We start from the raw sequence: 23,060 nt of genomic DNA, 5'->3' as shown, positions 1-23,060 counted from the left end.
GTTTTATGATTGATGATGTTGTTTACCAGCATTCCGCCCTTTAGGATGATGTTCGTGATCCGCTTTTTGGTGATCATTCCTTAATTGATCAATGGTTGCTTGAACATCCGATTGAGAATTAGCAGGTTGGATTGGATCAGGTACCTTAATAGGGTTATCTTTTAATTCTTCTTCAATCTGTTTCCGGATTCTTGGACGATAGAGATTAATTAAAACGGTTTGCAAAATGGCAAAAATTCCGCCAGCAAAGAAATAGAGCCCTAGTCCAGCTGAAGAAGTCCAAGAAATAAACAAGATCATAATCGGACTAATTAACATGGCACTGCGCATTTGAGCTCGTTGCTCTTGGGGAACTCCTTGCAAAGACAAGACTCCTTGAATTGCGTAAGTAACAAAAGCTAACAGAGCCATAATGATGCTTGGTTTACCAAGTGGAATCCCAAAGAAAGGAGAACTTGATAATTCGGGAGAATAACGAATTGCTGCATACAAGGCGGCGAAAATTGGAAGTTGAATCAATAATGGTAAACAACCAATGCCACCCGTTAAAGAGACATTATTATCACGATAAAATGACATCATTTGTTGGCCAACTAGAGCTTGTTCTTCTGGAGTCTTGGCATTTTTTTGCCGTTCCTGTAGTTCCTTTAAATGCGGTTGGAGTTTAGACATCCGCTCTTGCATCATGGTTGACTTTTTCATCTGGTTAAACATGATGGGAAACAAAATCAACCGGATAATAATGGTTAAGGCAATGATAGCTAAGCCATAGTTACCGCCAAAGATACCCGCTAACCATTCCATAAAATGTTGCATTGGTTTCGCCAAGTAATCATAGATGATCCCATAAGGCTTTCCGCTTTTAGTGGTTCGAACACAACCACTGAGGACCAAGCCGAGAAGGGTTAGTCCGGATAAGGTGAACAATCGTTTATGTTTCATGCTAGACTTCCTTTAAATAAAATGTACAAGTGCTATCTTACCGTAAAAGCGGGTTAAATACCACTCCTAACCTACATGGTTACTTGAAAGTTATGGAAGTCGCCGATGTTCTTTTGGCTAACATAGACATGGTCAACTTGACAGTATGGATTCGGTCCCTGTTTGAGTTGGTTAACAAATGCGGTCATTTGCTCTTTGGGACCTTGAGCAATAATAAAAACTTTGCCATTTGGCAGATTTCGGACTAGGCCGACTAAGCCCAGTTGATCGGCAATTTGTTTTGTAGCCCAGCGGAATCCAACGCCATGGACAATACCATCAACAAGGATTTCATAATTAATCATTCGATTCATCTCCAGTTTCTAACTTATGGTATGATTAAACAAATTAAACAAATAGGTGACAAATGGTGGAAATAATAACCTCAACCCAAAATCAACGGGTTAAACAATGGAAAAAATTACAAACTAAGAAAGGGCGTCAACAAAGCCAAAGCTATCTATTGGATGGGTGGCATTTAGTTCAAGAAGCCCTGCAAAGCCAAGTTCAAATCACGGCTCTAATCGGAACAAAAGCGGAATTAGCTTTACATAATGATATTGTAGCACGCGTTAATCAAGTCTATCAGGTTACTGGTGGAATTATGCAAGAAATCACGGCTACAGTAACCCCTCAAGGCATTGCAGCAGTTGTCGGGTCACCCCTTTTACAATTGAAGACAATTCCAAGATCGGGCAAGTGGTTATTACTAGATCGGGTCCAAGATCCAGGAAATGTGGGTACCATGGTTCGAACGGCGGATGCGGCTGGATTTAATGGAGTAGTTGCTGGAAAGGGAACGGTAGATTTTTTTAGTCCTAAAGTTATGCGTTCAATGCAGGGAAGCCAATTTCATATCAGGTTAGCAACGGCTGAGTTGAGTGATTTAATACCCGCGATGCAAGCCAATGGCATGCCGGTTTACGGGACGGAATTAAATCCCCAAGCCATTAGTTATCGCGAGCTACCACAAAGTGATCAAGTGGCTTTCGTAATGGGGAATGAAGGACAGGGAATGGCCGATAACCTGTTACAGTTAACGACTAAAAATGTTTATATTCCGATGCCCGGACAGGCCGAATCGTTGAATGTGGCGGTGTCGGCCGGGATTTTAATGTTTTCCGTGAATTAGTTCTTAAGTTTGTAATAATTTAGATGAAATGGCTTACTTTTCGCTAGCCAAACCGGGTAAAATATAATAAAGGACCTGGATTTAGAAAGGACACGACCCATTATGAAGACAGATCAAAGTTGGCGAAAAGATCCAGAATATGTTGCGATTGTAGAAGATCTTTTAGCAAAGCCAGAAGTAAAAGCATTAGCAAATTATACTCAACATCATCATTCAAACCGGCTCCAACATTCGATCGCTGTATCATATGATAGTTATCGAGTCGCTAAAAAATTGAACCTAGATTATGAAAGTACGGCCCGGGCCGGGATCTTACATGATTTATTTTATTATGATTGGCGTACGACCAAATTTGATTTAGGAACCCACGCGTTTATTCATCCGCGCGTTGCCTTACGAAATGCAGAAAAGTTGACAGACCTGAATGACAAGGAGCAAGATATAATTTTGAAGCATATGTTTGGTTCGACTTTAGCTGTGCCTAAGTATTGGGAAAGTTTGATTGTCTCTTTAGTGGATGATTATGAAGCCGAACACGAATTTTTCCGTCCTATGCGGAAGAAATTGCGACATCAAAAGCGGAATCTACAGCGTCGTTACCAAGCTAGTCGACGTCAAACACGTCATCAAATGAGGGGAGAGCGAGTGAATGGAACAGTTATCAACAACCACCAGTGATTTCAGTTTGTGTCCACATTTTGCGAAGACTTTTGAGATTTTAGGCAAGAAGTGGAATGGTCTAATTATTGAAGTGCTCTTAAATGAACATGAAGCGCGATTTAAGGATTTAGCCTGCCAAGTTGAAAAATGTAGTGATCGGGTCCTTTGTGAACGATTGCGAGAATTAGAAGATGAAGAAATTATTGAACGGGTGCTTGATGGCGGCCATTCATCTCGACCAGCCTATCGATTAACCCAATCGGGTTTAGAATTAGCCCCAATTATGGATGCCGTTCATGATTGGAGTAAGAAATGGCGGTAAAATCTTAGGAGAATTCTTGAAAGATCTTGACCATTGTTAACCAGTTCGATAGAATGGCAATGTTAATAACCAAGATGGAAACTAGTAGTTGATGTCGGGAAACAGGGACAATGGCCATGGACTGGAAGCCATTGAGTACCAAGTCAATGAATTTCACTTCCGGAGTTGATACTTTGTATCCGGTTGATTATCGTTACCAATCACTAAGTGTTTGATATAGTTATATCATGAATTAGGGTGGTACCGCGAAGCCTCGTCCCTTGTGGACGGGGCTTTTTTCGTACCCTAGTAAGGAGAATGAAATGAGTTTAAAAGACCAATTAACTGAACTGCGGGCGCAAGCCTTAGAAGCAATTCAAAATAGTACTGATGATCAAGCCATTAATGAAGCACGCGTTAAGTTCTTAGGGAAAAAGGGACCAATTACCGCCGTTTTACGGGGAATGAAGGATTTATCAAAGGAGGAACGTCCAAAGGTTGGTCAATTTGCAAATGAGATCCGCGATCAAATTCAAGTGGCTTTAGATGAAAAACGATCGGCAATTGAAGCCGCTCGATTAAACCAGCAATTAGCTAGCGAAACTTTAGACGTAACCCTACCTGGTCGGCCAGTAATTCAAGGACAACCACATGTTATTCAGCAGATCATCGATCAAATCATCGATTTATTTGTTGGGATGGGCTACGAAGTCGCTACCGGGCATGAAGTGGAAGAGGAAGTTTATAATTTTGAAAAATTAAACTTACCAAAAGACCATCCAGCCCGTGACATGCAAGATACTTTTTACATTACCCCTTCCATCTTGATGCGAACTCAAACTTCCCCGATGCAAGCTCGGATGATGGAAAAACATGATTTTTCACGGGGACCTTTAAAAATGATCTCGCCCGGAAAAGTTTACCGACGGGATACTGATGATGCTACCCACAGTCATCAATTCCATCAAGTCGAGGGAATTGTAATCGGTGAGCATATTACGATGGCTGACTTAAAGGGAACTTTAGAAGCGGTAGCGCAAAATCTATTTGGCGACGAATTATCAGTTCGTTTGCGACCTAGCTATTTCCCATTTACAGAACCTTCAGTGGAAGCAGATATTACTTGTTTCAATTGTCATGGTCAGGGTTGCAGTATTTGTAAGCAAACCGGTTGGATTGAAGCTTTAGGGGCCGGGATGGTTCACCCTAATGTTTTAAAAATGTCAGGAGTGGATCCCGAAGTATACGGTGGGTTTGCCTTTGGCTTGGGACCAGACCGTTTTGCAATGCTAAAGTATGGAGTGGAAGACATTCGAAACTTCTACTTAAATGACATGCGCTTCTTAACGCAATTTGATCAGAAAGGATAATTAACATGAATTTATCATATCAATGGCTTAATGAATATTTACCACTAGCAGACCATCAGATTGAGCCAGCTGAATTAGCTGAAAAACTGGCGCGGACTTCTGTGGAAATTGATGATGTTTATTCACCAAGTACGGGTTTAAGTAAGCTGGTGGTTGGTTATATTGAATCATGTCAACCACATCCAGAATCAGATCATCTCAAGCTCTGTCAGGTCCAAATTAGTTCAGAGGAAAAGGTCCAAATCGTCTGTGGAGCGCCAAATGTGACGGCTGGTAAAAAGGTGATTGTAGCTTTACCGGGAGCACGAGTGGCTGATAATCAAAAAATCCGGAAGGGCAAAATTCGTGGCGAAGTATCTAACGGTATGTTATGTGCCTTACAAGAAATTGGCTTTAGTGAAAAAGTAGCGCCAAAGGACTATGAAGAAGGGATTTGGTTCATGGCTGATGACGCCCAAGTGGGTGACAGTGTTTTCCCATATTTAGGGATGGACGATACCATCATTGCGACGGATGTAACGCCTAATCGGGGTGACATGTTTAGCGTATATGGGAACGTTAATGATATTGCAGCCATGTACGACTTGCCGGTGAACTTCAGTATGCATACAGTTGAAGAATCCAGTGCAGAAAAGACGACCGATTTATTACAAGTTGAAATCCCTGATCCTGAATTAGCACCGACTTATAAGGCCCGGGTAATTAAAAACGTAACGATTCAAGATAGCCCCATGTGGCTTCAGATTCGTCTTTGGAATGCCGGGGTTCGGCCGATTAATAATGTTGTCGATGTGACCAATTATATTTTGCTGAAGTATGGACAACCGCTCCACAGTTTTGATTTTGACAAACTCAATCAAAAACATTTAACGGTCCGTCATGCGCAAGCTGATGAACATTTAGTTACTTTAGATGGTGAAGATCGGGAATTGACTAGTCAGGATCTTGTGGTTGCCGACGGTGATCATCCGGTAGCTTTAGCTGGGACAATGGGTGGTGATGATAGCAAAATTGATGATCAAACAATCAATGTAGTTCTTGAATCGGCCATCTTTGATCCCATCTTAGTACGGAAGCAAGCCCGGTGTTTAGATTTGCATAGTGAATCCTCCATGCGGTTTGAACGAGGCATTAACCCAGCAATGTGTGAGCAAGCATTGAATGAAGCCGCCTACTGGCTACAAGAATTGGCGGGCGGACAAGCGACCCAAGGAATTGCCACGGGAAGCGAAAAAGTTGCACGCGACGTTAACATTGATTTATCGCTTACCAAGACGAACGATGTTTTAGGAACTGATTTGTCAATGACCGATTTACAACAGATTTTTAAACAACTGCAATTCACGACTCAAGTGATGAATGATGATCATTTGGAAGTAGTAGTTCCACCACGGCGCTGGGATATTGAAATTCAAGCTGATCTATACGAAGAAATTGCTCGAATTTATGGTTATGACAATTTACCGTCAACCTTACCAGCAACCGGCGACACGGAAGGTGGCCTTACTGCTTGGCAAAAATTAGTTCGAGAGGCTCGGCATGTCTTAGAGGGCTTGGGATTAAATCAAGCAATCAGTTATTCCTTGACTACCGATGAAAAAGCGCGTCAATTTAAGATTAATCCTTCTGAAACTGCCCCAGTGCAATTGGACTATCCAATGAGTTCTGATCACACTGCCGCACGGATGAATATCATTAGCGGCCTATTAAACGATGTGGCTTACAATGTCGCTCGGCAAGTTGAGAATGTAGCTTTGTATGAGGAAGGACGGGTCTTTTTACCGCAAGCCGACCAAGCTCGACCAGACGAACCAGAGCATATTGCCATGGCCTTAACTGGCTCCTTAACAACTAATTCTTGGCTAGATAAGGCCCAACCAGTTGATTTCTATACAGTTAAGGGAATTTTAGAACAACTATTAACTAATTTAGCTATTGCGGGGAAAGTTTCTTACCGGGCAAATGATCAACGCGATGAAATGCATCCAGGACGGACGGCGGATGTTTATTTAGATGATCAATTAATTGGTTTTCTTGGACAAGTGCATCCAGTGACCGCCCAAGCCTATAAGATTCCTGAAACTTATGTGATGGAGTTAGATCTGAGTCAGTTAGAAACTGCACCACGTTTAGACCATCATTATGAGCCAATCAGTAAATATCCAACCGTAACCCGCGATGTGGCCTTGTTAGTTGATCAGACCGTTACGAATGCTCAAATTGTGGAAGCCATTCAGGCTAAGGGTGGTCAATACTTGGTTGACGTTCAACTCTTTGATTTGTATGAAGGAGCTCATTTACCAGCAGGGAAGAAGTCACTTGCCTACACGCTGACTTACCAAGATCGGCAGAATACTTTAACTGAAGATCAAGTTAATGCAGCCTTTGAAAAAGTAGTTGATCATCTTCAAACAACCTTAGCGGCGGAAATTCGTTAGGAGTAGATCATGGCAAGAAAACGACCCGTAGTAATTGGGGTAACAGGCGGTTCAGGTAGTGGTAAAACCACGGTAAGTCATGCTATTTATGATCTCATGAATGGTCAATCGATGGAAATTATCACACAAGATACTTATTATAATGATCAAGCTTCTATGACGATGGAAGAACGCAAAGCGGTTAATTACGATCATCCGTTAGCCTTTGATAATGATTTGTTATATCAACAATTAGATCAGCTCCGTCATAATCAAGCAATTGAAATGCCGGTTTATAATTATGCTGAATATACCCGTTCAAATGAAACTCGCCATGTGGAACCACCAGAAATCATAATCCTAGAAGGAATTTTGATCCTAGATGATGAACGGTTACGGAACCTGATGGATATTAAGGTTTATGTTGATACGGATGATGACATTCGGATTATTCGACGAATCCAACGAGATATGGTGGAGCGTGGCCGGTCAATTGAGTCAATCATTGATCAATATTTAACGACGGTCAAACCGATGTATCATGAGTTTATTGAACCGACCAAACGCTATGCCGATATTATAGTTCCAGAAGGGGGCAAGAATCAGGTGGCAATCGATCTTTTAGCCACGAAGGTTCGCGATATTTTGGTACAGCGAGGGCATCGGATCTAATAAATTAGTTGAAAAAAATTTCCGTGAGTGGTACAGTTTAAAAACTGTGAATACATATAGTAAGGAGTGCTTTAATGGCAGATGAAAAAACTTATCCCATGACATTAGAGGGAAAAGCAAAGTTAGAAGAAGAACTTGAAAACTTCCGGTTGGTTCGTCGCCCTGAAGTTATTAACCGGATTAAGATTGCGCGGAGTTATGGGGATCTATCAGAAAACTCTGAATATGAATCTGCTAAGGATGAACAATCTTTTGTCGAAGGACGCATCGCGCAAATTGAAAATATGCTTCAATATGCTGAAATCATTGACAATGATAATGTTGACGCTGATGAGGTAGCATTAGGACGGGAAGTAACTTTTAAGGAGCTTCCAGATGAGGAACCCGAATCGTATGTGATTGTGGGAGAATCAGAGTCAGATCCTATGTCAGGAAAAATTTCCAATGAATCACCGATGGCCAAGAGTTTAATTGGTCACAAAATTGGCGATAAGGTTAATGTTGAATTACCAAATGGTGGTTCTATGGAAGTTGAAGTTTTAGATGTTAAATAATTGGTTTTAAAGTCTTGCCATTGGCAGGACTTTTTTTTAATGGATCGTATTGACAGCGCTTACACTGGTGTTTTATTATTGGTGTATCGATAAACCAAATGAATTCGAGGGATGAAAATGAAATATTATATTGGAGTCGATATTGGAACTACCAGTACCAAAGCGGTTTTGTATGATCAGGATGCGAATGTCATTAATAAATTTCAACAGGGTTATCGGCTGTACCGAGATCAGGATGGGATGGCAGAACAAGATCCAGAAGAAATCGTTCAAGCGGTTTTACAAATGATTCATGATGCAGCCGGGCTAACTAATGAAGAGGACAATCAACTGACTAGTGTTTCTTTTTCCTGTGCTAATCAAAGTTTGATATTACTTGATCAGGATCATCATCCAATTAGTCGCGTGATGACTTGGGCTGATACGCGAGCACGGCGACAAGCGGAAGCATTAAAGCAAAGTTCAAAGGCTAAAACAATTTATGAAAAAACAGGAACACCAATTCACCCGATGTCACCCCTAATCAAGTTAATGTGGTTAAAAGAAATCAAACCAGATTTAATAAAGCAAGCGTCCTTTTATGCCGATATTAAGTCTTACTTATTTTGGCGCTTATTTGGCCAATTTCGAATTGATGTTTCGATTGCCTCTTGTACCGGTTTAATGAATCTTGAAACTCAAAATTGGGATCCAGACATTCTAGCGATGCTGCATGTGTCGGTTGATCAATTACCGGAGATTGTTGATTCAATTGATCAAGCCGTGGGGTTAAGTCCTGTGATGGCTGGCCTAATGGGAGTGGATGCGGAAGTACCTTTTGTCTATGGCGCTTTTGACGGGGCCTTATCCAATCTTGGGGTGGGCGCTATCCAACAAGATACAGTAGCGATCACGATCGGTACCTCAGCAGCGGTCAGGGTAATTTGTGATCATCCAGTCATTGATCCTCATCAGCGTTTATTCTGCTATTCAGTTAATCGTCATTTATGGGTGATTGGTGGACCAATTAACAATGGCGGGGATGTTTTCCAATGGGCGGTTGAAGAGTTGATTGAAGACCAAATTCAAGCTAAATATGATGTTGCCAATCGACTCATTGATCAAGTTCCAGCGGGAGCGCATGGCTTATTATTCCATCCATTTTTAGGTGGAGAACGGGCCCCAATTTGGGAGGCAAATGCGCGCGGGAGCTTTGTCGGTTTAAATCCGTTACACACGCGGGCTGATATGTTACGTGCTGTTATGGAAGGGATCTGTTTTAACATTGCTACGGTCTTTGATGCAGTCCAGACAATGGTGGGCAAACCTAAGCGCATTACGGCAACCGGGGGGTTTGCTAATTCCAAGGTTTGGCGTCAAATGCTGGCAGACGTTTTAGATTGTCCGGTAAACGTACCGAAGTCATTTGAATCGGGCTGTTTAGGGGCCGTAGTGATGGCAATGCAAAGTTTAGGGGAACTATCAAATTTGGCAGACGTTACGTCCATGGTGGGACAAGTGGAAGCCTACTTGCCAGATGAAGCCGTGGCGGCTTTGTATGAACGGTATTTACTTGTTTTCAAACAAGTTGAAGAGCAGTTACTACCAACTTATGCGGCCTTAGTAGAATTGCAGGAAGATCAAAAATAGAGGAGAAAAATCATGCCATTATTGATTGTATTAATTGGGGTTATAATTCTTATTTTCTTAATCGTAAAGTTAAAGCTGAACACTTTTGTTTCACTAGTCGTTACTTCTTTTATTGTAGCCTTACTCTTGCAAATACCAGTTACCAAAATTCCAACCACTATTGAATCTGGGATTGGTTCTCAATTAGGTCACTTAGCCATTATCTTCGGATTTGGTTCTATGCTTGGTTCCCTTGTTTCTGAAGCCGGTGGTGGTTATCGGATTGCCACCACGCTAATCAATAAATTTGGTCGCCGTTGGATCCAAGTGGCAGTCATCTTGGCATCGTTTATCATTGGCTTAGCCTTATTCTTTGAAGTCGGATTAGTAGTAGTTTTACCAATTATTTTTTTCATCGCCCGTGAATTAGACATGCCCTTAATGTACTTAGGTGTTCCGATGGCAGCGACTTTAAACGTGACTCATGGTTTCTTGCCGCCACACCCAGCACCAACTGCGATTACAGAAGTTTTACATGCACAATTAGGCCATGTTCTATTGCTCGGGATCGTCGTTGCCATTCCAACGATTATTATCGCTGGTCCCTTGTATAACTGGGCCTTACAAAAACTTTATCCTAAGGTATATCGGAAAAATATTGATATTTCAGTTTTGGGTGAATATAAGGAATTTAAGTTAGCAGACACACCTGGATTTGGGATCTCGGTGTTAACGGCGATGATGCCAGTAATCTTAATTGCCATTGCGACAATTTGTTTCTTTGTTTTGCCTAGCAAGAGTTTAGTTAACCAAGTGATTCAATTTATCGGAGCGCCAGATTTTGCCATGTTACTTTCCATGCTGATCGCGGTTTTTACCATGGGGATTTTCCGTCAAAAAAATATGAAAGAAATTTCTGATATTATGGTATCGTCAGTTAAATCAATTTCAATGATGCTATTAATCATTGGTGGTGGGGGTGCCTTCAAACAGGTTCTGGTTGATGGTGGAATTTCCAAATATGTGTCCGCGCTTTTTACCAGTACCAACTTATCACCAATCTTTGCGGCTTGGTTAATAACTGCTATTTTGCGGGTTTCTTTAGGATCATCAACAGTGTCCGGAATCACGGCGGCCGGCTTATTAGCACCGATGGCTGAACAATATGCTCCTGGATCAGCAATGCCAGCCTTGATGGTTTTGGCAGTCGGCGCTGGATCAATCTTTTGTGATCATGTTAATGACGCTGGTTTCTGGATGATTAAAGAATACTTTGGGCTGTCCTTGAAGGAAACCTTATTGTCGTGGACGACCTTAACGATAGTAATTTCTTTAGCTGGTTTAGGGGCGGTTTATACCTTATCTTTGTTTATTTAAATGCCTGAATGGTTAATAAACTTGATGTTATAATGATTAACATCAAGTTTTTTGTTTAAAGGGTACGATTATGGGAAAAAGAGCGACTATTTCAGACGTAGCCCGACAAGCACATGTGTCGGCAACCACAGTATCTAGATACTTAAATCATCATTATCAAAAAATGAGTGATGAAACTAAAGCGCGGATTGCCCAAGTAATCGCGGACTTAGATTATTCGCCATCTTCTTCGGCTCGCCAAATGCGACAAAAATCTAGTCATTTAGTAGGAGTCTTGGTTGGTGATATTGCCAATCCCTTTTCATCTTTGATGGCTAAGGGAATCTATGATGTTTTACAGCCGGCGGGCTACGACATTCAATTAATGAATTCAAACGATTCTAAGGAAGCGGAAAGTCGGCATCTCGATCGTTTAATTGAACAACGGGCCGATGGTATTATTGTTCAACCCAGTGCAGCATCGTTTGCACAATTTGAACGGTGCCGAACTAATGGTATCCCAATCATTATTGTCGATCGGACGATGAAAGATTTACCTACTGATGTTGCTTATGTCACCAGTGAAAATTTTGATGCCTGTTATCGGTTAGGACCAATCCTAGTTGATCATGGTTACCAAAATGTCATTTCGGTTAGTTCCCGCTTAGCTGAAGCTTCTGGTCAAATATTGCGGATTAAAGGATTAATGCAAACGGCCAATGATCATCAGCTTCAATATATTAACTTAGAAATACGGGATGGCAATGTGGAGTGGCTCAAAGCTGAATTACAACAAAATTTGCAGGAACTGAGTGGGCGAACCGCTGTTATTTCGTTAATGGGCCCATTGTTATTCAATCTATTGGATATTTTTAGGGGATTAAACTTAACTTTCCCTCAAGATATTGGCTTAATCTCTTATGATGATTGGGATTGGTCACGGTTTGTCGGGGATGGGATTTTCCTATTGCGTCAAGATATGGAGCTTATGGGATCACAAGCAGCCCAATTCTTATTAGAAATGATCCATGATCCGAAAAAAAAGTTAGGAACAGAATACTTACCAGTGACCATGGTGGAGCGACCGTCGATATAAATAATATTTTGGATACTTTAAAAGCGACTGAAGAAGAAATGGGGTTCTTGCTCAGCCGCTTTTTTTGATAACATTTTTAGCTTTTCGTTTTGCCATAATGATCGCCCCGGTCAAACTGATGATAGTCATGATCAGACCAGTAAATAAGAATGGCGGAATAAAGTAGAGGGTAATTCGATAAGTTTTACCTGGACTTAATTTTAGGGCCCAGAAGGTATTAATCACTTTTGTTAATTTAGCGGGGTGACCGTCCACAATTGCGTGCCATCCTTGAGCTGCAGGAATGGTTGTCATCATTACTTTTTGGTTCCGAGCTAGTTTAATCGTTCCAGTCAAGTAATTACTTCCCGACTTACTAATCTTAAATGGCGATTGGCTTAATTTCTGATAGTCAGCTTGAAAACCAGCCTGGTTAAGTTGATAGAGACTGACATTTTGTAACCATAAAGAGGCTTTTTTAAGGGTGAAAGTTATCTTAACGGATTGACCTTTTTGATGGTTAGCAACGTTCATGATAATGGTATTGCGGAAACTCGAAACATTAGTGACGGGGCGACCGTTGACTTCAATCGTGGCATTCGCTACGGCGGATTCGCCCAGGGTTAGATAATAGGGATCGTTTGTTTGCGGGGTAAAGGTTAATTCGACCTTACCGACTAGGAGGGGATCGTTTTTGACGATCATTGCTCCCGTAATTTGTGTTGTTTCATTAGTGTTAGTATAAGTGACATTACTAAAGTTTTGGACCTTAAAGAGGGACTGGTTAGTAGACTTACCAGCTAATGCTTGATAAATCATGGATTGATACTGAGTTGGATCACTTGATGATGATTTAAGATTTAAAATCTTTTGACTAGCCCCAAAAGCAATTGGCAGGGCAGTTGAGTTTTGCTTAATGGTGATCTTGCCATTTTTGGCGATCGTTTTACCCGTCCAATCAGGTCGAATGGTGTTAACTCCTAGCGCTGAATCATTGGTTGCGGTGGTAGAAAGATTGTATTTAAAACCTAAGAGAGAATCCGTAATTTTAGTCCCGTTCGCATATGAGATCACACCGTCCCCAGCTGGTTGCCCAATTAAGGTCATAAATTTAGAGATACTTGGCTCCAAGGTAGACCCAAAGTGATCACCACTATAAAAGTCTGCTTGGAAAGGATCATCTTTAGTTCGGGAAAAACTCTTAGCGATCCGATAAAAGCTCTGATCAGCTTGTTTAATCTTTTTAATTGATTGCTGAAGTTGCGTCGTGTAATTGCCGTAGTCACTTTGGCTGACATATGAAATCTGGTTCAGGGATAAGATGGCGCTAACACTTACATCCACACAAGCTAATAAGATTAAGAAACCATGGTAAAAATAGTCATGCCGGCGGATTGATAAAGCGATGAGAGCTAATAATTCAAAGCTATAGCCGATCCAAATTTGGGTAGTGTTGATATAACTTAAAATTGAATTGACCTTGGTTAATAAAACTACCGTAATTAAGGAACTGATTGCTAAGATAAATAGTAATTGGGGCCATTTAAGCTGGAAATTGGGGGTTAAGGTTCGAGCGGCCAGCCAGATTACCCAAAAAGAAAATAGGAAAGAAAATCGCGATGGATACCAAACCGGGAATTGACCTAAATGCCAAAAGAGATCTAGTGGTTGCACAACAAAAGAGGCCACTAAAAATATAGATATCAGAGCCGCAATGATGCGTGACCATTTTCGATCGCGACGATTAAAGAAATACAAAAGAAAACCAGTCATCATCAACATGCCCACGTATATGTTAGCTTGACCGCTAGGCATCTGAGAAAAATTAAAGGAGCCAGGAACTAACTTACCAAAGAGTTTTAACGGATTGTATTCTAACTTCCAAGTGTAGTCAGTATTATTATAAGTTCCTTTACTTTGGGTCAGGGCATAAATGGTTGGTAATAAGATAACCGCACTGAGTAATCCGGACCAACATGAATAAATTACGTACCGGAGGAAGCGCCGGATTTTTTGGCGCCAGGGGTAACGACTTAAACTTAAATGCCACCAAGTAAATAGGATTGTGAAGACGCAAACCATCCAGGCCATGTAGTAATTAACAATCATGGTAATGGCTAACCAACTTAAATAAAACCAGGGACGGCCACCGTCCAACAACTGCATGAGTCCCACAATTACTAAGGGGAGTAACCATAGGACATCTAACCAGATCATATTTAATTGATTAGCAATCATCCATCCCATTAAGGCGTAGGGGGTACTAAACATTAAAAGTCGGTACCCAGACTGTAAATTAGAACGATCCAATAAATAGGCCATGGATAAACCGGCTAAGCCATATTTAATTAATAGTAAAAATAAAATTCCACTACTCAGGGAGGCACCGGGGAAAAATAAGAGCAATAAATTTAAGGGGCTCATTAAATAATAAGCATTTGTACCCCACATTTCACCGCCGAGTCCTTTGGAAAATGAATATAAAAGGCTCGCCGGATGGTGCAAGATGGATGAGCGGAGATAAGCGTAAAAATCAACGTATTGTTGACCCAAATCAACCGTTAGGATACTACTTTTTCCAAATGGTGCCATGCCACGAAGGGTGAAATAGCATCCCATAATCAAAACGGGAACTAGGAAACTGAGTGCTAGAATATTGCGACGCTGATTTAATTTCGTTAACATAGATTCATCCTTCTCCCTCAATCTAATCAAATTTCATTATAACTGGTCAGACTTTGCATTTAGATTAAATTTATGTGATTTAAAGTGAAATTTTATTTTCAACCACTGTAAAATAGAGTATTATCAAATGGTTAGGGGAAACTTTTAAAAGGAGCGTCAGTTAATTGAGTTTGCTACATAAAAATTCGAATCAATCAACTCGATCGCGGGAACGGCGCCGTCGACGGCGCAGAGTTAAGTCGTCAACTTTGCCAATCCGATTACATGTTTTATTATGGATTGCCGGAATTTTAATGGTAATGTTAGGGGCTCGTTTGTTTTATATGCAAATTTTGCAGGGGTCTTATTATAAATCGGCGGTCCGCAATTCAAATACCTATACTCGGACGACGAATGTTCAGCGGGGCTTAATCTTTGATTCCACAGGTTCTGCCCTTGTGACTAATCAAGCCCACAAGGCCGTTACCTATACCAAGAGTTCGGGGACCAGTAGTTCTGATGTTTATAAATTAGCTAATCGCTTGAGTAAATATTTAACGGTTGATACTGATAATTTATCAACGGCTGATCAGGAAGCTTACTATCTCGCTAATACTAAAAACTATCAAGCCGTTCTAAAAAAGATTAAGACTTCGGATGCTGATAGTTCAACAGAACAATACGAAAAGGCTCTACGGTATCTTGAAAAACATCCTTCGGTATATAAATTAACCGCATCGCAGAAAAATAGCGCACAATTATATACCACGATGAACAGTTCTTATACTATGTCAACCACCTACCTGAAAAAGTCGGGGGTTACATCTAAGGAGATTGCCGAGATTGGTGAACATTTAAGTCAACTGCCGGGGATTAAATTATCGACGGCATGGACGCGAAAGTATGCCGATAATGATATTACCTCGCTGACGGGATCGGTTTCGACAAATGGTTTACCGAGCGACCAATTAAAGACCTTATTAGCCCAAGGATATTCACGTAATGATAGCGTGGGAACGAGTCTATTAGAGAAACAGTACCAGTCAGCGTTAGCGGGGATCAAAGGGACAACGAAGATCACCACTAATGGTAATAAGGTCACCAAAGAAAAGACGACATATGCTGGTCAGCGAGGATCAAGTTTAGTCCTTACGATTAACTACAATTTCCAAAAGAAGGTTCAACAGATCCTATCAGATAATTATTCTTCAGCTGGGAATACGTATTCAACCGGAGTTTACGCAGTTGTAATGAACCCTAATACAGGAGCTGTATACGCCATGGCTGGTATTGATCGGGATCCATCGACCGGGAAAGAAACTGTAGACGAAACGGGAGCGATTACTCAGGCTATGACGATGGGATCGGTTGTTAAGGGGGCTACTTTAATCGCCGGTTTCTTAGAAGGGGTGATTACGCCGTCGAATAATACGTTGACTGATATGCCAATTAAATTAGCGGGAACGAGTGCCAAGACTTCTTGGTTCAATAAGACCGGGAGTGCTAATCAGTCATTAACGGCGGCTCAAGCTCTGCAAGTATCATCTAACTCTTATATGATGCAGATCGCCATGAAAATTGGTGGCTTTACCTACCGAAGTGGCGCTCACTTAGCTTTAAAATCTAATATTTTCTCTAAACTTCGTTATTACTACAACATGGTTGGGTTAGGAACGAAGACGGGAATTGATTTGCCAGGTGAAGTTTCAGGATATGAAGGGTCATCAACGAGTTCCGATCAAGGGAAGGCGCTTGATCTTTCCTATGGTAACTACGATGAATATACCGTAATGCAATTGGCTCAGTACATGTCGACGATCGCTAATGGTGGTAAGAAGATGAAACCGTACCTAGTTAAACAGATTCGGCAAACTACTTCGACCGGATCTTTGGGCAAAGTTGAGTACACAGCTCACCCGACGGTTCAATCGACGCTTCCGGTTACGAAGAGTGAGTTAAATATCATTAAACGTGGATTGTACTTGGTTACTCATGGGACTGATTCCAATACCACGGCCAAATCTTTGGGTTCGGAAACACCATCAATTTCTGGAAAGACGGGGACGGCCGAAACCTATTATAATGGGAATTCAACAACGACCTTAAGTTTTGCTGGATATGCACCAAGTGACAATCCACAGGTAGTGGTAGCGTTAGCGATTAATGGAGCCACGGATGATGATAGTGGGGCTAATATTACCATGGCCAAAGAAATATTCTCAGCTTACTGGTCAATGGTCAAAAATAATAGTTCTAGTAATTAGAAACCTGTCAAGGAAATATCCTTAACATATTCCAAGAAAAAGACTAGTCAAAAGCTGACTTTAATGGTATAGTTGTACGAGTTAGGTTACGGATTGTACGAAAACGTATAACCAATTATAAAATAGCAACGGAGGTTAAAAATAATGCGTGTTAACATTACTTTAGAATGCACTTCATGCCACGAACGGACTTACTTAACGAGTAAGAACCGGCGTAACAACCCAGACCGTCTTGAATTAAACAAGTACTGCCCACGGGAACGTCAAGTGACATTACACCGTGAAACTAAGTAGTTTTATACTTGGTGAGATAGAGGATAGCGTTTAGCTGATCCTCTTTTTTTGACCAATAATGGAGGCCTTTTGATGGATAAACTAACGGTACGTTCACGTCACCTGGAGTTGATGACAATTAGTACAGCGAATCGCCAAAATGAAGAAGCAGCCTTAGTTGATAAATTAACGGCAACATCAGCTTGGCAGACTGCCCAAGTGATTGCGACTACGATGAGTCAGAGTATGGAATTGCAAACGAAGCCAATTTGTCAAGCTGCTTGGCAAGCTAAGAAAATCGTCGTCGTCCCGAAAACTTTTCCTCATCGTCAGATGAAATTTTATCAATATGATCAGGAAACTCGCTTTGAACAAACTAAATTTGGGGTGATGGAACCAATTAATGGTCGTTTCTATCCTACAAATCAGATTGATTTAATGATCGTGCCTGGGGTGGCCTTCACTCAGCAGGGAAAGCGACTTGGCTTTGTGGGGGCTTTTATGATCGTTATTTAGCTAATTTTCATGGTCAAACGATCGCTTTAGCAATGCAATGCCAGTTAGCCCAAGAGGATGAATGGGAACGTGATGCCTTTGATATCGATGTCCAGATGGTATTAACTAGCGGAGGAAGTTATGATTGAAGCTTTTAAACGAACCCCAGTAACGATTACCATTATAGTTATTCGGGTACTCGTATTTATAGCTATGGAGCTGAATGGTGGTTCAACCAATACGGTAACTCTACTAAATTTTGGCGCCGAATATACTCCGCTGTTAGTGGCCGGACAATGGTGGCGATTAATCACATCCGCTTTTGTGCACATTGGTATTATGCACCTTTTATTAAATAGTATTGTCCTATACTATATGGGGAATTACATTGAGCAATTATTTGGACACTGGAAATTGATCCTAATCTATATAATTAGTGTCATTAGCGGTAATTTACTAAGTGCTGCTTTAAGCCCAACAAGTATTGCAGCAGGGTCAAGTACTGGAATTTTTGGTTTATTTGGCGCTTTCATTTTTTTAGGTGCTGAGCATCGTCAACAGTCTTTTTTGCGGATCTTGACCCGACAATATATCATTTTAATGATCATTAATTTAGTGTTTGATTTAATGAGTCCGTCGATTGATATTTGGGGCCATTTAGGCGGATTGTTAGCTGGTTTCTTAGCGGGTGCCTTGTTTGATCCCGAACAATTTGGTAAAATTCGTTTAGTGAAGCGCTTACTAAGTGCGGCGATTTTGATCTTAATTTTGGCCAGCTTAACACGGATGGTATTGTTAAATGGATAATCAACCCCGACTCAGAACCCTATATGATGTTCAACAATTATTAAAACGATTTAATGTTTTTGTATATGTTGGTAAACGATTGTGGGATATTGAATTAATGGCATTGGAAGTTGATAATCTTTTTCGTGCCGGCGTTATTGATCGGGATCTTTATATGCAAGCTAAATTAGTTTTGCGAAAAGAACATCGAGAAGAAGAGCAAGCCAATCGATCAAATAAATAGAAAGTGAGAAGAAAGATGAGTGATAAGAAGTTAATTGGTGTTGATTTAGGTGGAACGACAATTAAATTTGCCATTCTAACTGATGATGGAAAGATTCAACAAAAGTGGTCAATTCGGACCAATGTTTTGGACGAAGGATCTCACATCGTGCCTGATATCATCGAATCAATCAACCATCACATTGATTTATACAAAATGGATAAATCTCAATTTGTTGGGATTGGGATGGGTACTCCCGGAACGGTTAACCGTCAATTAGGGACGGTTATTGGAGCTTATAATTTAAATTGGAAGACGACCCAACCAGTTAAAGAACAAATTGAAGCGGGAACGGGTTTGAAGTTTGCAATTGATAATGATGCCAACTGTGCCGGTCTTGGTGAAGCCTGGAAAGGTGCCGGTAATGACGGCGATGATGTCGTATTCATTACCCTTGGGACCGGTGTTGGTGGTGGAATCGTGGCCAATGGTGAATTAGTTCATGGAATTAATGGAGCCGCTGGTGAAGTTGGTCATATGTGTGTCGAACCCAATAACGGTTACCAATGTACTTGTGGTAACTATGGTTGTTTAGAACAGTATGCTTCAGCCACGGGAATTGTACACCTAGCCCAAGATGCAACCGAGGAATATGTTGGTAATAGTCCCCTTAAGGAAATGGTTGATAACGGCGAAGAAGTTACTTCCAAGGATGTTTTTGAAATCGCCCAAACCGGTGACTATTTAGCAAATCAAGTAGTTGATAAAGTATGTTTCTATTTGGGATTAGCTTGTGCAAACATTAGTAATACCTTAAACCCTGAATCTTTGGTGATTGGTGGTGGTGTTTCGGCTGCTGGGGCCTACTTGCTTGATCGGGTTAAGAATAATTTTGAAAAGTATGCTTTCCCAACGGTTCGGACTTCTACCGTTTTGAAGTTAGCTCAATTAGGTAATGATGCTGGGGTTATTGGTGCCGCTTCATTAGCCAAGCAATTTGATTAATTGTTGGAGGGGCATTAAGCATGAATTCATTTTTATTAGTTTTTGATTTAGTGGTAACGGTTTTACTAGTTTTTTGGCTAGTAACATATGTGATCGGTCGTTATCGGCGGAGTCACTACGCCACAGTCCTTTCGCAGGATGAATTTCAAAAGGGCTCCCATAAGGCGCAAGTGATTGATCTCCGACAAAAAGCCGATTTTGACCGGGGCCACATCTTAGGGGCACGGAATTTACCATACGCATTTATGAAGCAACAATATGGGGAATTGCGGTCGGATTTACCCATTTATATGTATGACCAAGGAATGTCAATGAGCACTAATGCAGCGGCCTTTTTAGGACGACGCGGTTATAAAAAGTTGTATATTCTTGATGGTGGTTACGCAAAGTGGGATGGTAAAACCAAAAAAGCCAAATATTAAATAAAAGGCCTCCTGATCCGTTGTCGGAACCAGGAGGCCTTGTTTTAAACAAGAGGTTTATAGTTGGTGAGCTGACCGATTTTTCCGGTTAGCTTGCCGCCGATTTTGATCAAATCGTTCTTCTTCTTGTTCAATGGGTTCAATAACTGATTTGTGGAAAGCAAAGACGCCACTGGCCAAAGCACCAATAGTAGCTAAACTTCCTAAAAAGAATCCTTTAGTAAACTGTTTCATTTTGAAAACCTCCTCAAACTAATTATCTTTATTATGCAAGATAAAATGTTAAATTACCAGCCTAACGGATATAATGAAAGGATTTTGTGATGGTAAAAGTAGTCGCAATCGTCGGTCCAACAGCCGTGGGGAAAACGGCTCTATCAATTCAACTAGCCCAAAGATTAAATGGTGAAATCATTTCAGGTGATTCCATGCAAGTGTATCGCCACCTTAATATCGGCACCGCTAAGGTCACTCCTACCGAAATGGCAGGGATACCGCACTACCTAATTGATATTAAGGATGTGACAGAACGATTTTCGGTCGCTGAATTTAAAGATTTAGCTCAGAAAAAAATTGACGAAATTAGTCAACGGCAACATTTACCGATAATTGTCGGGGGCACTGGTTTTTACTTAAAAGCCTTAATGGAAAATCTCGCTTTAGGTGATGATCATTTTGATGACCAATCAAGGATCATTCGACAACGGTGGCAAGACCGTTTACAAAGTGAAGGATCAGTAGCAATCTGGCAGGCATTAAAAAGGGTGGATCCTCAAGCGGCTCATCAGATTCCAGTGCAAAATAGTCGGCGGGTAATTCGGGCACTAGAAGTAGTTGAAAGAACCGGTAACTTATTTTCTGCCCAAAGGACAAAACAAGCAAAAGATGAATTTTTAGTAATTGGTCTAACGACTGAACGCTCAACTTTATATGAACGAATTAATCATCGAGTCGATTTAATGATGGAAACTGGGTTGCTCGATGAAGTGAAATGGTTGCAAGATCAAGGTGGGAGTGAATTGCCCGCGGCAAAAGGGATTGGTTATCGAGAATTCTTTTCATATCTAGCTGGTGATGATGATTTAGCATCTGCCATTGAACGGGTTAAATTAGACTCACGTCACTATGCCAAACGTCAACTAACCTGGTTTAGAAATCAAGTAGCAACCAATTGGTATGATCTCGTTAGCGGGGAAAATTCAACTAACGAAATTGAAGAAAGTATAGTAGCGTGGTTAAAAAAATAAAGTATCTTTTCGAGATAACTTTAAGTGTTTCGAACTCTGAACATCTAATTGATTTTCCCTAGCAAGATTGTTATAGTTATATGCAATTGAAAGACGACTGTTAGACGTTGTCAGTTGAGGATTTAGCCTAAAAATCCGAACATTGACCTTTTAGCCGCCGTTAAATTTATAACCGCAAATGCGAAAGGATTTAAGTTTATGGCAAAACACGTATACACAAATGATGAAGTTCGTGAACTAATCAAAAAAGAGGACGTTCGGTTCTTGCGTTTGATGTTCACTGATTTGTTTGGCACGATGAAGAGCGTGGATCTTCCAATTAGTCAATTAGATAAGTTATTGGCTAATAAGGTGATGTTTGATGGCTCGTCAATCGATGGGTTTGTTCGGATTGAAGAAAGTGATATGTACCTATACCCAGACATGGGCACTTGGCTAATTTCGCCATGGGGTGCAGAACACGGGAAGGTAGCGCAAGTAATTTGTTCCGTCCATTTAACTAATGGGGAACCATTTATGGGAGACCCACGGAATAACTTGAAGCGGGTCTTATCTGAAATGAAGGATGCCGGATTTACCGCCTTTAACATCGGACCAGAACCAGAATTCTTCTTATTTGAAACGGATGAAAATGGGGAACCAACTTTAAAGGTTAACGACGAAGAAAACTACTTTGACTTAGAAGCTGCTGACAAAGGTGAAGATTGTCGCCGTGACATTGTGTTAGCTCTGGAAAAGCTGGGCTTTGATGTGGAAGCTGCGCACCATGAAGTGGCACCTGGTCAACACGAAGTTGATTTCAAGTATTCGGACGCCCTTGAAGCAGCTGATAACATTCAAATCTTCAAATTGGTTGTGAAGACAATTGCGAAGAAGTATGGTTTCCATGCAACCTTTATGCCAAAACCTCTTTCTGGGATTAACGGTTCAGGGATGCACATGAACATGTCAGTCTTTGATCAAGATGGTAACACCTTCTACGATGAAAACGGAAAATTACAATTATCTGAAACGGCCTACAAGTTCTTAGCCGGGGTTATGAAACACGCTCGGGCCGTGACCGCGATTTGCGATCCAACGGTAAACTCCTACAAGCGTTTGGTACCAGGCTATGAAGCACCGGTTTACGTTGCTTGGTCAGCTCACAACCGGAGCCCAATGGTCCGGGTCCCAAGTGATCGGGGCATGGGAACGCGGTTAGAATTACGGTCAGTTGATCCATCAGCTAACCCTTACTTGGCCATTGCTGCGATTCTGGCTGCTGGTTTAGATGGACTGAAGAATGATCTAAAGCCAGCTGACAGTGTGGATGAAAACATTTATACCATGACCGAAGAAGAACGGGTTAGTCGAGAAATCTTAACCCTTCCGGACACCCTTCATAATGCATTGAAGAGTTTGGCAACGGATGAAGTGGTTAAAGCAGCCTTAGGTGATCACTTGTTCTACAACTTTATGGAAGCGAAGACGATGGAATATGATGCTTATCGGCAATCAGTATCCCGTTGGGAACAAGATCGCTACATGTCTACATACTAAAAATTAAAGTCGGTCT

24 protein-coding genes are annotated in these 23,060 nt (G+C 41.1%); 20 read left to right on the top strand and 4 right to left on the bottom strand.

Annotation, left to right across the window (positions count from 1 at the left end; all coding sequences use genetic code 11):
- Window positions 1-3: 3 nt before the first annotated feature.
- Together yidC and PS3_RS01070 are read right to left on the bottom strand one after the other, a co-directional pair.
- Window positions 4-942 (bottom strand): membrane protein insertase YidC, encoded by a 939-nt coding sequence (gene yidC / locus PS3_RS01075; protein WP_007121738.1) that lies wholly within the window; start codon window positions 940-942, stop codon window positions 4-6.
- 71 nt (window positions 943-1,013) lie between these two features.
- Window positions 1,014-1,286 carry an acylphosphatase gene (locus tag PS3_RS01070; protein WP_040467842.1) on the bottom strand — a complete coding sequence of 91 codons (273 nt, stop codon included), beginning with the start codon at window positions 1,284-1,286 and terminating at the stop codon, window positions 1,014-1,016.
- Between the two features lie 65 nt (window positions 1,287-1,351).
- Here PS3_RS01070 and PS3_RS01065 point away from each other — a divergent pair, with 65 nt between their 5' ends.
- The 10 genes from PS3_RS01065 to PS3_RS01020 all read left to right on the top strand — a co-directional run bounded on the left by PS3_RS01065 (window position 1,352) and on the right by PS3_RS01020 (window position 12,147).
- Window positions 1,352-2,113, top strand: a complete 762-nt coding sequence (locus PS3_RS01065) for a TrmH family RNA methyltransferase (RefSeq protein WP_040467855.1) — start codon at window positions 1,352-1,354, stop codon at window positions 2,111-2,113.
- Window positions 2,114-2,215: 102 nt separating this feature from the next.
- The gene (locus tag PS3_RS01060; RefSeq protein ID WP_040467841.1) at window positions 2,216-2,791 is read left to right on the top strand and encodes an HD domain-containing protein; all 576 of its coding nucleotides are present in this window, start codon (window positions 2,216-2,218) and stop codon (window positions 2,789-2,791) included.
- A complete protein-coding gene (locus PS3_RS01055; protein ID WP_040467840.1) occupies window positions 2,763-3,095 on the top strand; it encodes a winged helix-turn-helix transcriptional regulator in 333 nt (110 codons plus the stop codon). The genes PS3_RS01060 and PS3_RS01055 overlap by 29 nt, the downstream gene beginning before the upstream one ends.
- Before the next feature lie 302 nt (window positions 3,096-3,397).
- Window positions 3,398-4,444, top strand: coding sequence for a phenylalanine--tRNA ligase subunit alpha (pheS, locus tag PS3_RS01050; protein ID WP_007121735.1), 1,047 nt, complete (start codon window positions 3,398-3,400; stop codon window positions 4,442-4,444).
- A 5-nt stretch (window positions 4,445-4,449) separates the two neighbouring features.
- Entirely contained in the window at window positions 4,450-6,882 is a 2,433-nt protein-coding gene (pheT, locus tag PS3_RS01045) for a phenylalanine--tRNA ligase subunit beta (RefSeq protein WP_007121734.1), read from the top strand.
- A gap of 9 nt (window positions 6,883-6,891) precedes the next feature.
- A complete protein-coding gene (gene udk, locus PS3_RS01040) occupies window positions 6,892-7,533 on the top strand; it encodes a uridine kinase (protein ID WP_007121733.1) in 642 nt (213 codons plus the stop codon).
- A 74-nt stretch (window positions 7,534-7,607) separates the two neighbouring features.
- On the top strand, window positions 7,608-8,087 hold the full coding sequence (greA, locus tag PS3_RS01035) for a transcription elongation factor GreA (RefSeq protein ID WP_007121732.1): 480 nt from the start codon (window positions 7,608-7,610) through the stop codon (window positions 8,085-8,087).
- Between the two features lie 117 nt (window positions 8,088-8,204).
- Entirely contained in the window at window positions 8,205-9,716 is a 1,512-nt protein-coding gene (locus PS3_RS01030; protein ID WP_007121731.1) for a gluconokinase, read from the top strand.
- Between the two features lie 12 nt (window positions 9,717-9,728).
- Window positions 9,729-11,072: a gluconate:H+ symporter gene (locus PS3_RS01025; RefSeq protein ID WP_007121730.1), complete on the top strand. Its 1,344-nt coding sequence runs from the start codon at window positions 9,729-9,731 to the stop codon at window positions 11,070-11,072.
- Window positions 11,073-11,142: 70 nt separating this feature from the next.
- The gene (locus tag PS3_RS01020; RefSeq protein ID WP_007121729.1) at window positions 11,143-12,147 is read left to right on the top strand and encodes a LacI family DNA-binding transcriptional regulator; all 1,005 of its coding nucleotides are present in this window, start codon (window positions 11,143-11,145) and stop codon (window positions 12,145-12,147) included.
- Window positions 12,148-12,198: 51 nt separating this feature from the next.
- Here PS3_RS01020 and PS3_RS01015 read toward each other — a convergent pair whose 3' ends face one another.
- A complete protein-coding gene (locus PS3_RS01015) occupies window positions 12,199-14,811 on the bottom strand; it encodes a YfhO family protein (RefSeq protein WP_007121728.1) in 2,613 nt (870 codons plus the stop codon).
- 170 nt (window positions 14,812-14,981) lie between these two features.
- Between PS3_RS01015 and PS3_RS01010 the strand changes: the two genes are divergently transcribed.
- From PS3_RS01010 to PS3_RS00985, 8 genes are all read left to right on the top strand, one after another.
- The gene (locus tag PS3_RS01010; protein ID WP_007121727.1) at window positions 14,982-17,054 is read left to right on the top strand and encodes a peptidoglycan D,D-transpeptidase FtsI family protein; all 2,073 of its coding nucleotides are present in this window, start codon (window positions 14,982-14,984) and stop codon (window positions 17,052-17,054) included.
- Between the two features lie 144 nt (window positions 17,055-17,198).
- Window positions 17,199-17,348: a 50S ribosomal protein L33 gene (gene rpmG / locus PS3_RS10035; protein ID WP_081478357.1), complete on the top strand. Its 150-nt coding sequence runs from the start codon at window positions 17,199-17,201 to the stop codon at window positions 17,346-17,348.
- 72 nt (window positions 17,349-17,420) lie between these two features.
- Window positions 17,421-17,843 carry a 5-formyltetrahydrofolate cyclo-ligase gene (locus tag PS3_RS01005; RefSeq protein ID WP_081478356.1) on the top strand — a complete coding sequence of 141 codons (423 nt, stop codon included), beginning with the start codon at window positions 17,421-17,423 and terminating at the stop codon, window positions 17,841-17,843.
- Window positions 17,844-17,875: 32 nt separating this feature from the next.
- Window positions 17,876-17,971, top strand: a complete 96-nt coding sequence (locus PS3_RS10855) for a hypothetical protein (RefSeq protein WP_141566727.1) — start codon at window positions 17,876-17,878, stop codon at window positions 17,969-17,971.
- Window positions 17,964-18,629 (top strand): rhomboid family intramembrane serine protease, encoded by a 666-nt coding sequence (locus PS3_RS01000; protein WP_007121726.1) that lies wholly within the window; start codon window positions 17,964-17,966, stop codon window positions 18,627-18,629. Before PS3_RS10855 ends, PS3_RS01000 begins: the two co-directional genes overlap by 8 nt.
- Window positions 18,622-18,852: a YqgQ family protein gene (locus tag PS3_RS00995; RefSeq protein ID WP_040467839.1), complete on the top strand. Its 231-nt coding sequence runs from the start codon at window positions 18,622-18,624 to the stop codon at window positions 18,850-18,852. Before PS3_RS01000 ends, PS3_RS00995 begins: the two co-directional genes overlap by 8 nt.
- Window positions 18,853-18,867: 15 nt before the next feature.
- On the top strand, window positions 18,868-19,836 hold the full coding sequence (locus tag PS3_RS00990) for an ROK family glucokinase (RefSeq protein WP_007121725.1): 969 nt from the start codon (window positions 18,868-18,870) through the stop codon (window positions 19,834-19,836).
- 20 nt (window positions 19,837-19,856) lie between these two features.
- Window positions 19,857-20,258: a rhodanese-like domain-containing protein gene (locus PS3_RS00985; RefSeq protein WP_007121724.1), complete on the top strand. Its 402-nt coding sequence runs from the start codon at window positions 19,857-19,859 to the stop codon at window positions 20,256-20,258.
- Window positions 20,259-20,315: 57 nt separating this feature from the next.
- Here PS3_RS00985 and PS3_RS10030 read toward each other — a convergent pair whose 3' ends face one another.
- Window positions 20,316-20,492 (bottom strand): DUF3042 family protein, encoded by a 177-nt coding sequence (locus PS3_RS10030; RefSeq protein ID WP_040467838.1) that lies wholly within the window; start codon window positions 20,490-20,492, stop codon window positions 20,316-20,318.
- 89 nt (window positions 20,493-20,581) lie between these two features.
- Here PS3_RS10030 and miaA point away from each other — a divergent pair, with 89 nt between their 5' ends.
- The gene (gene miaA, locus PS3_RS00975) at window positions 20,582-21,505 is read left to right on the top strand and encodes a tRNA (adenosine(37)-N6)-dimethylallyltransferase MiaA (protein WP_007121723.1); all 924 of its coding nucleotides are present in this window, start codon (window positions 20,582-20,584) and stop codon (window positions 21,503-21,505) included.
- Window positions 21,506-21,703: 198 nt separating this feature from the next.
- Complete coding sequence (gene glnA, locus PS3_RS00970; protein WP_007121722.1) at window positions 21,704-23,044, top strand: type I glutamate--ammonia ligase; 1,341 nt, start codon at window positions 21,704-21,706, stop codon at window positions 23,042-23,044.
- Window positions 23,045-23,060 lie beyond the last annotated feature (16 nt).

The sequence above is a fragment of the Limosilactobacillus gastricus PS3 genome, from assembly GCF_000247775.1.
Taxonomy (GTDB): Bacteria; Bacillota; Bacilli; order Lactobacillales; family Lactobacillaceae; genus Limosilactobacillus; species Limosilactobacillus gastricus_A.
This window is presented reverse-complemented; position numbering and strand designations above follow the sequence as displayed.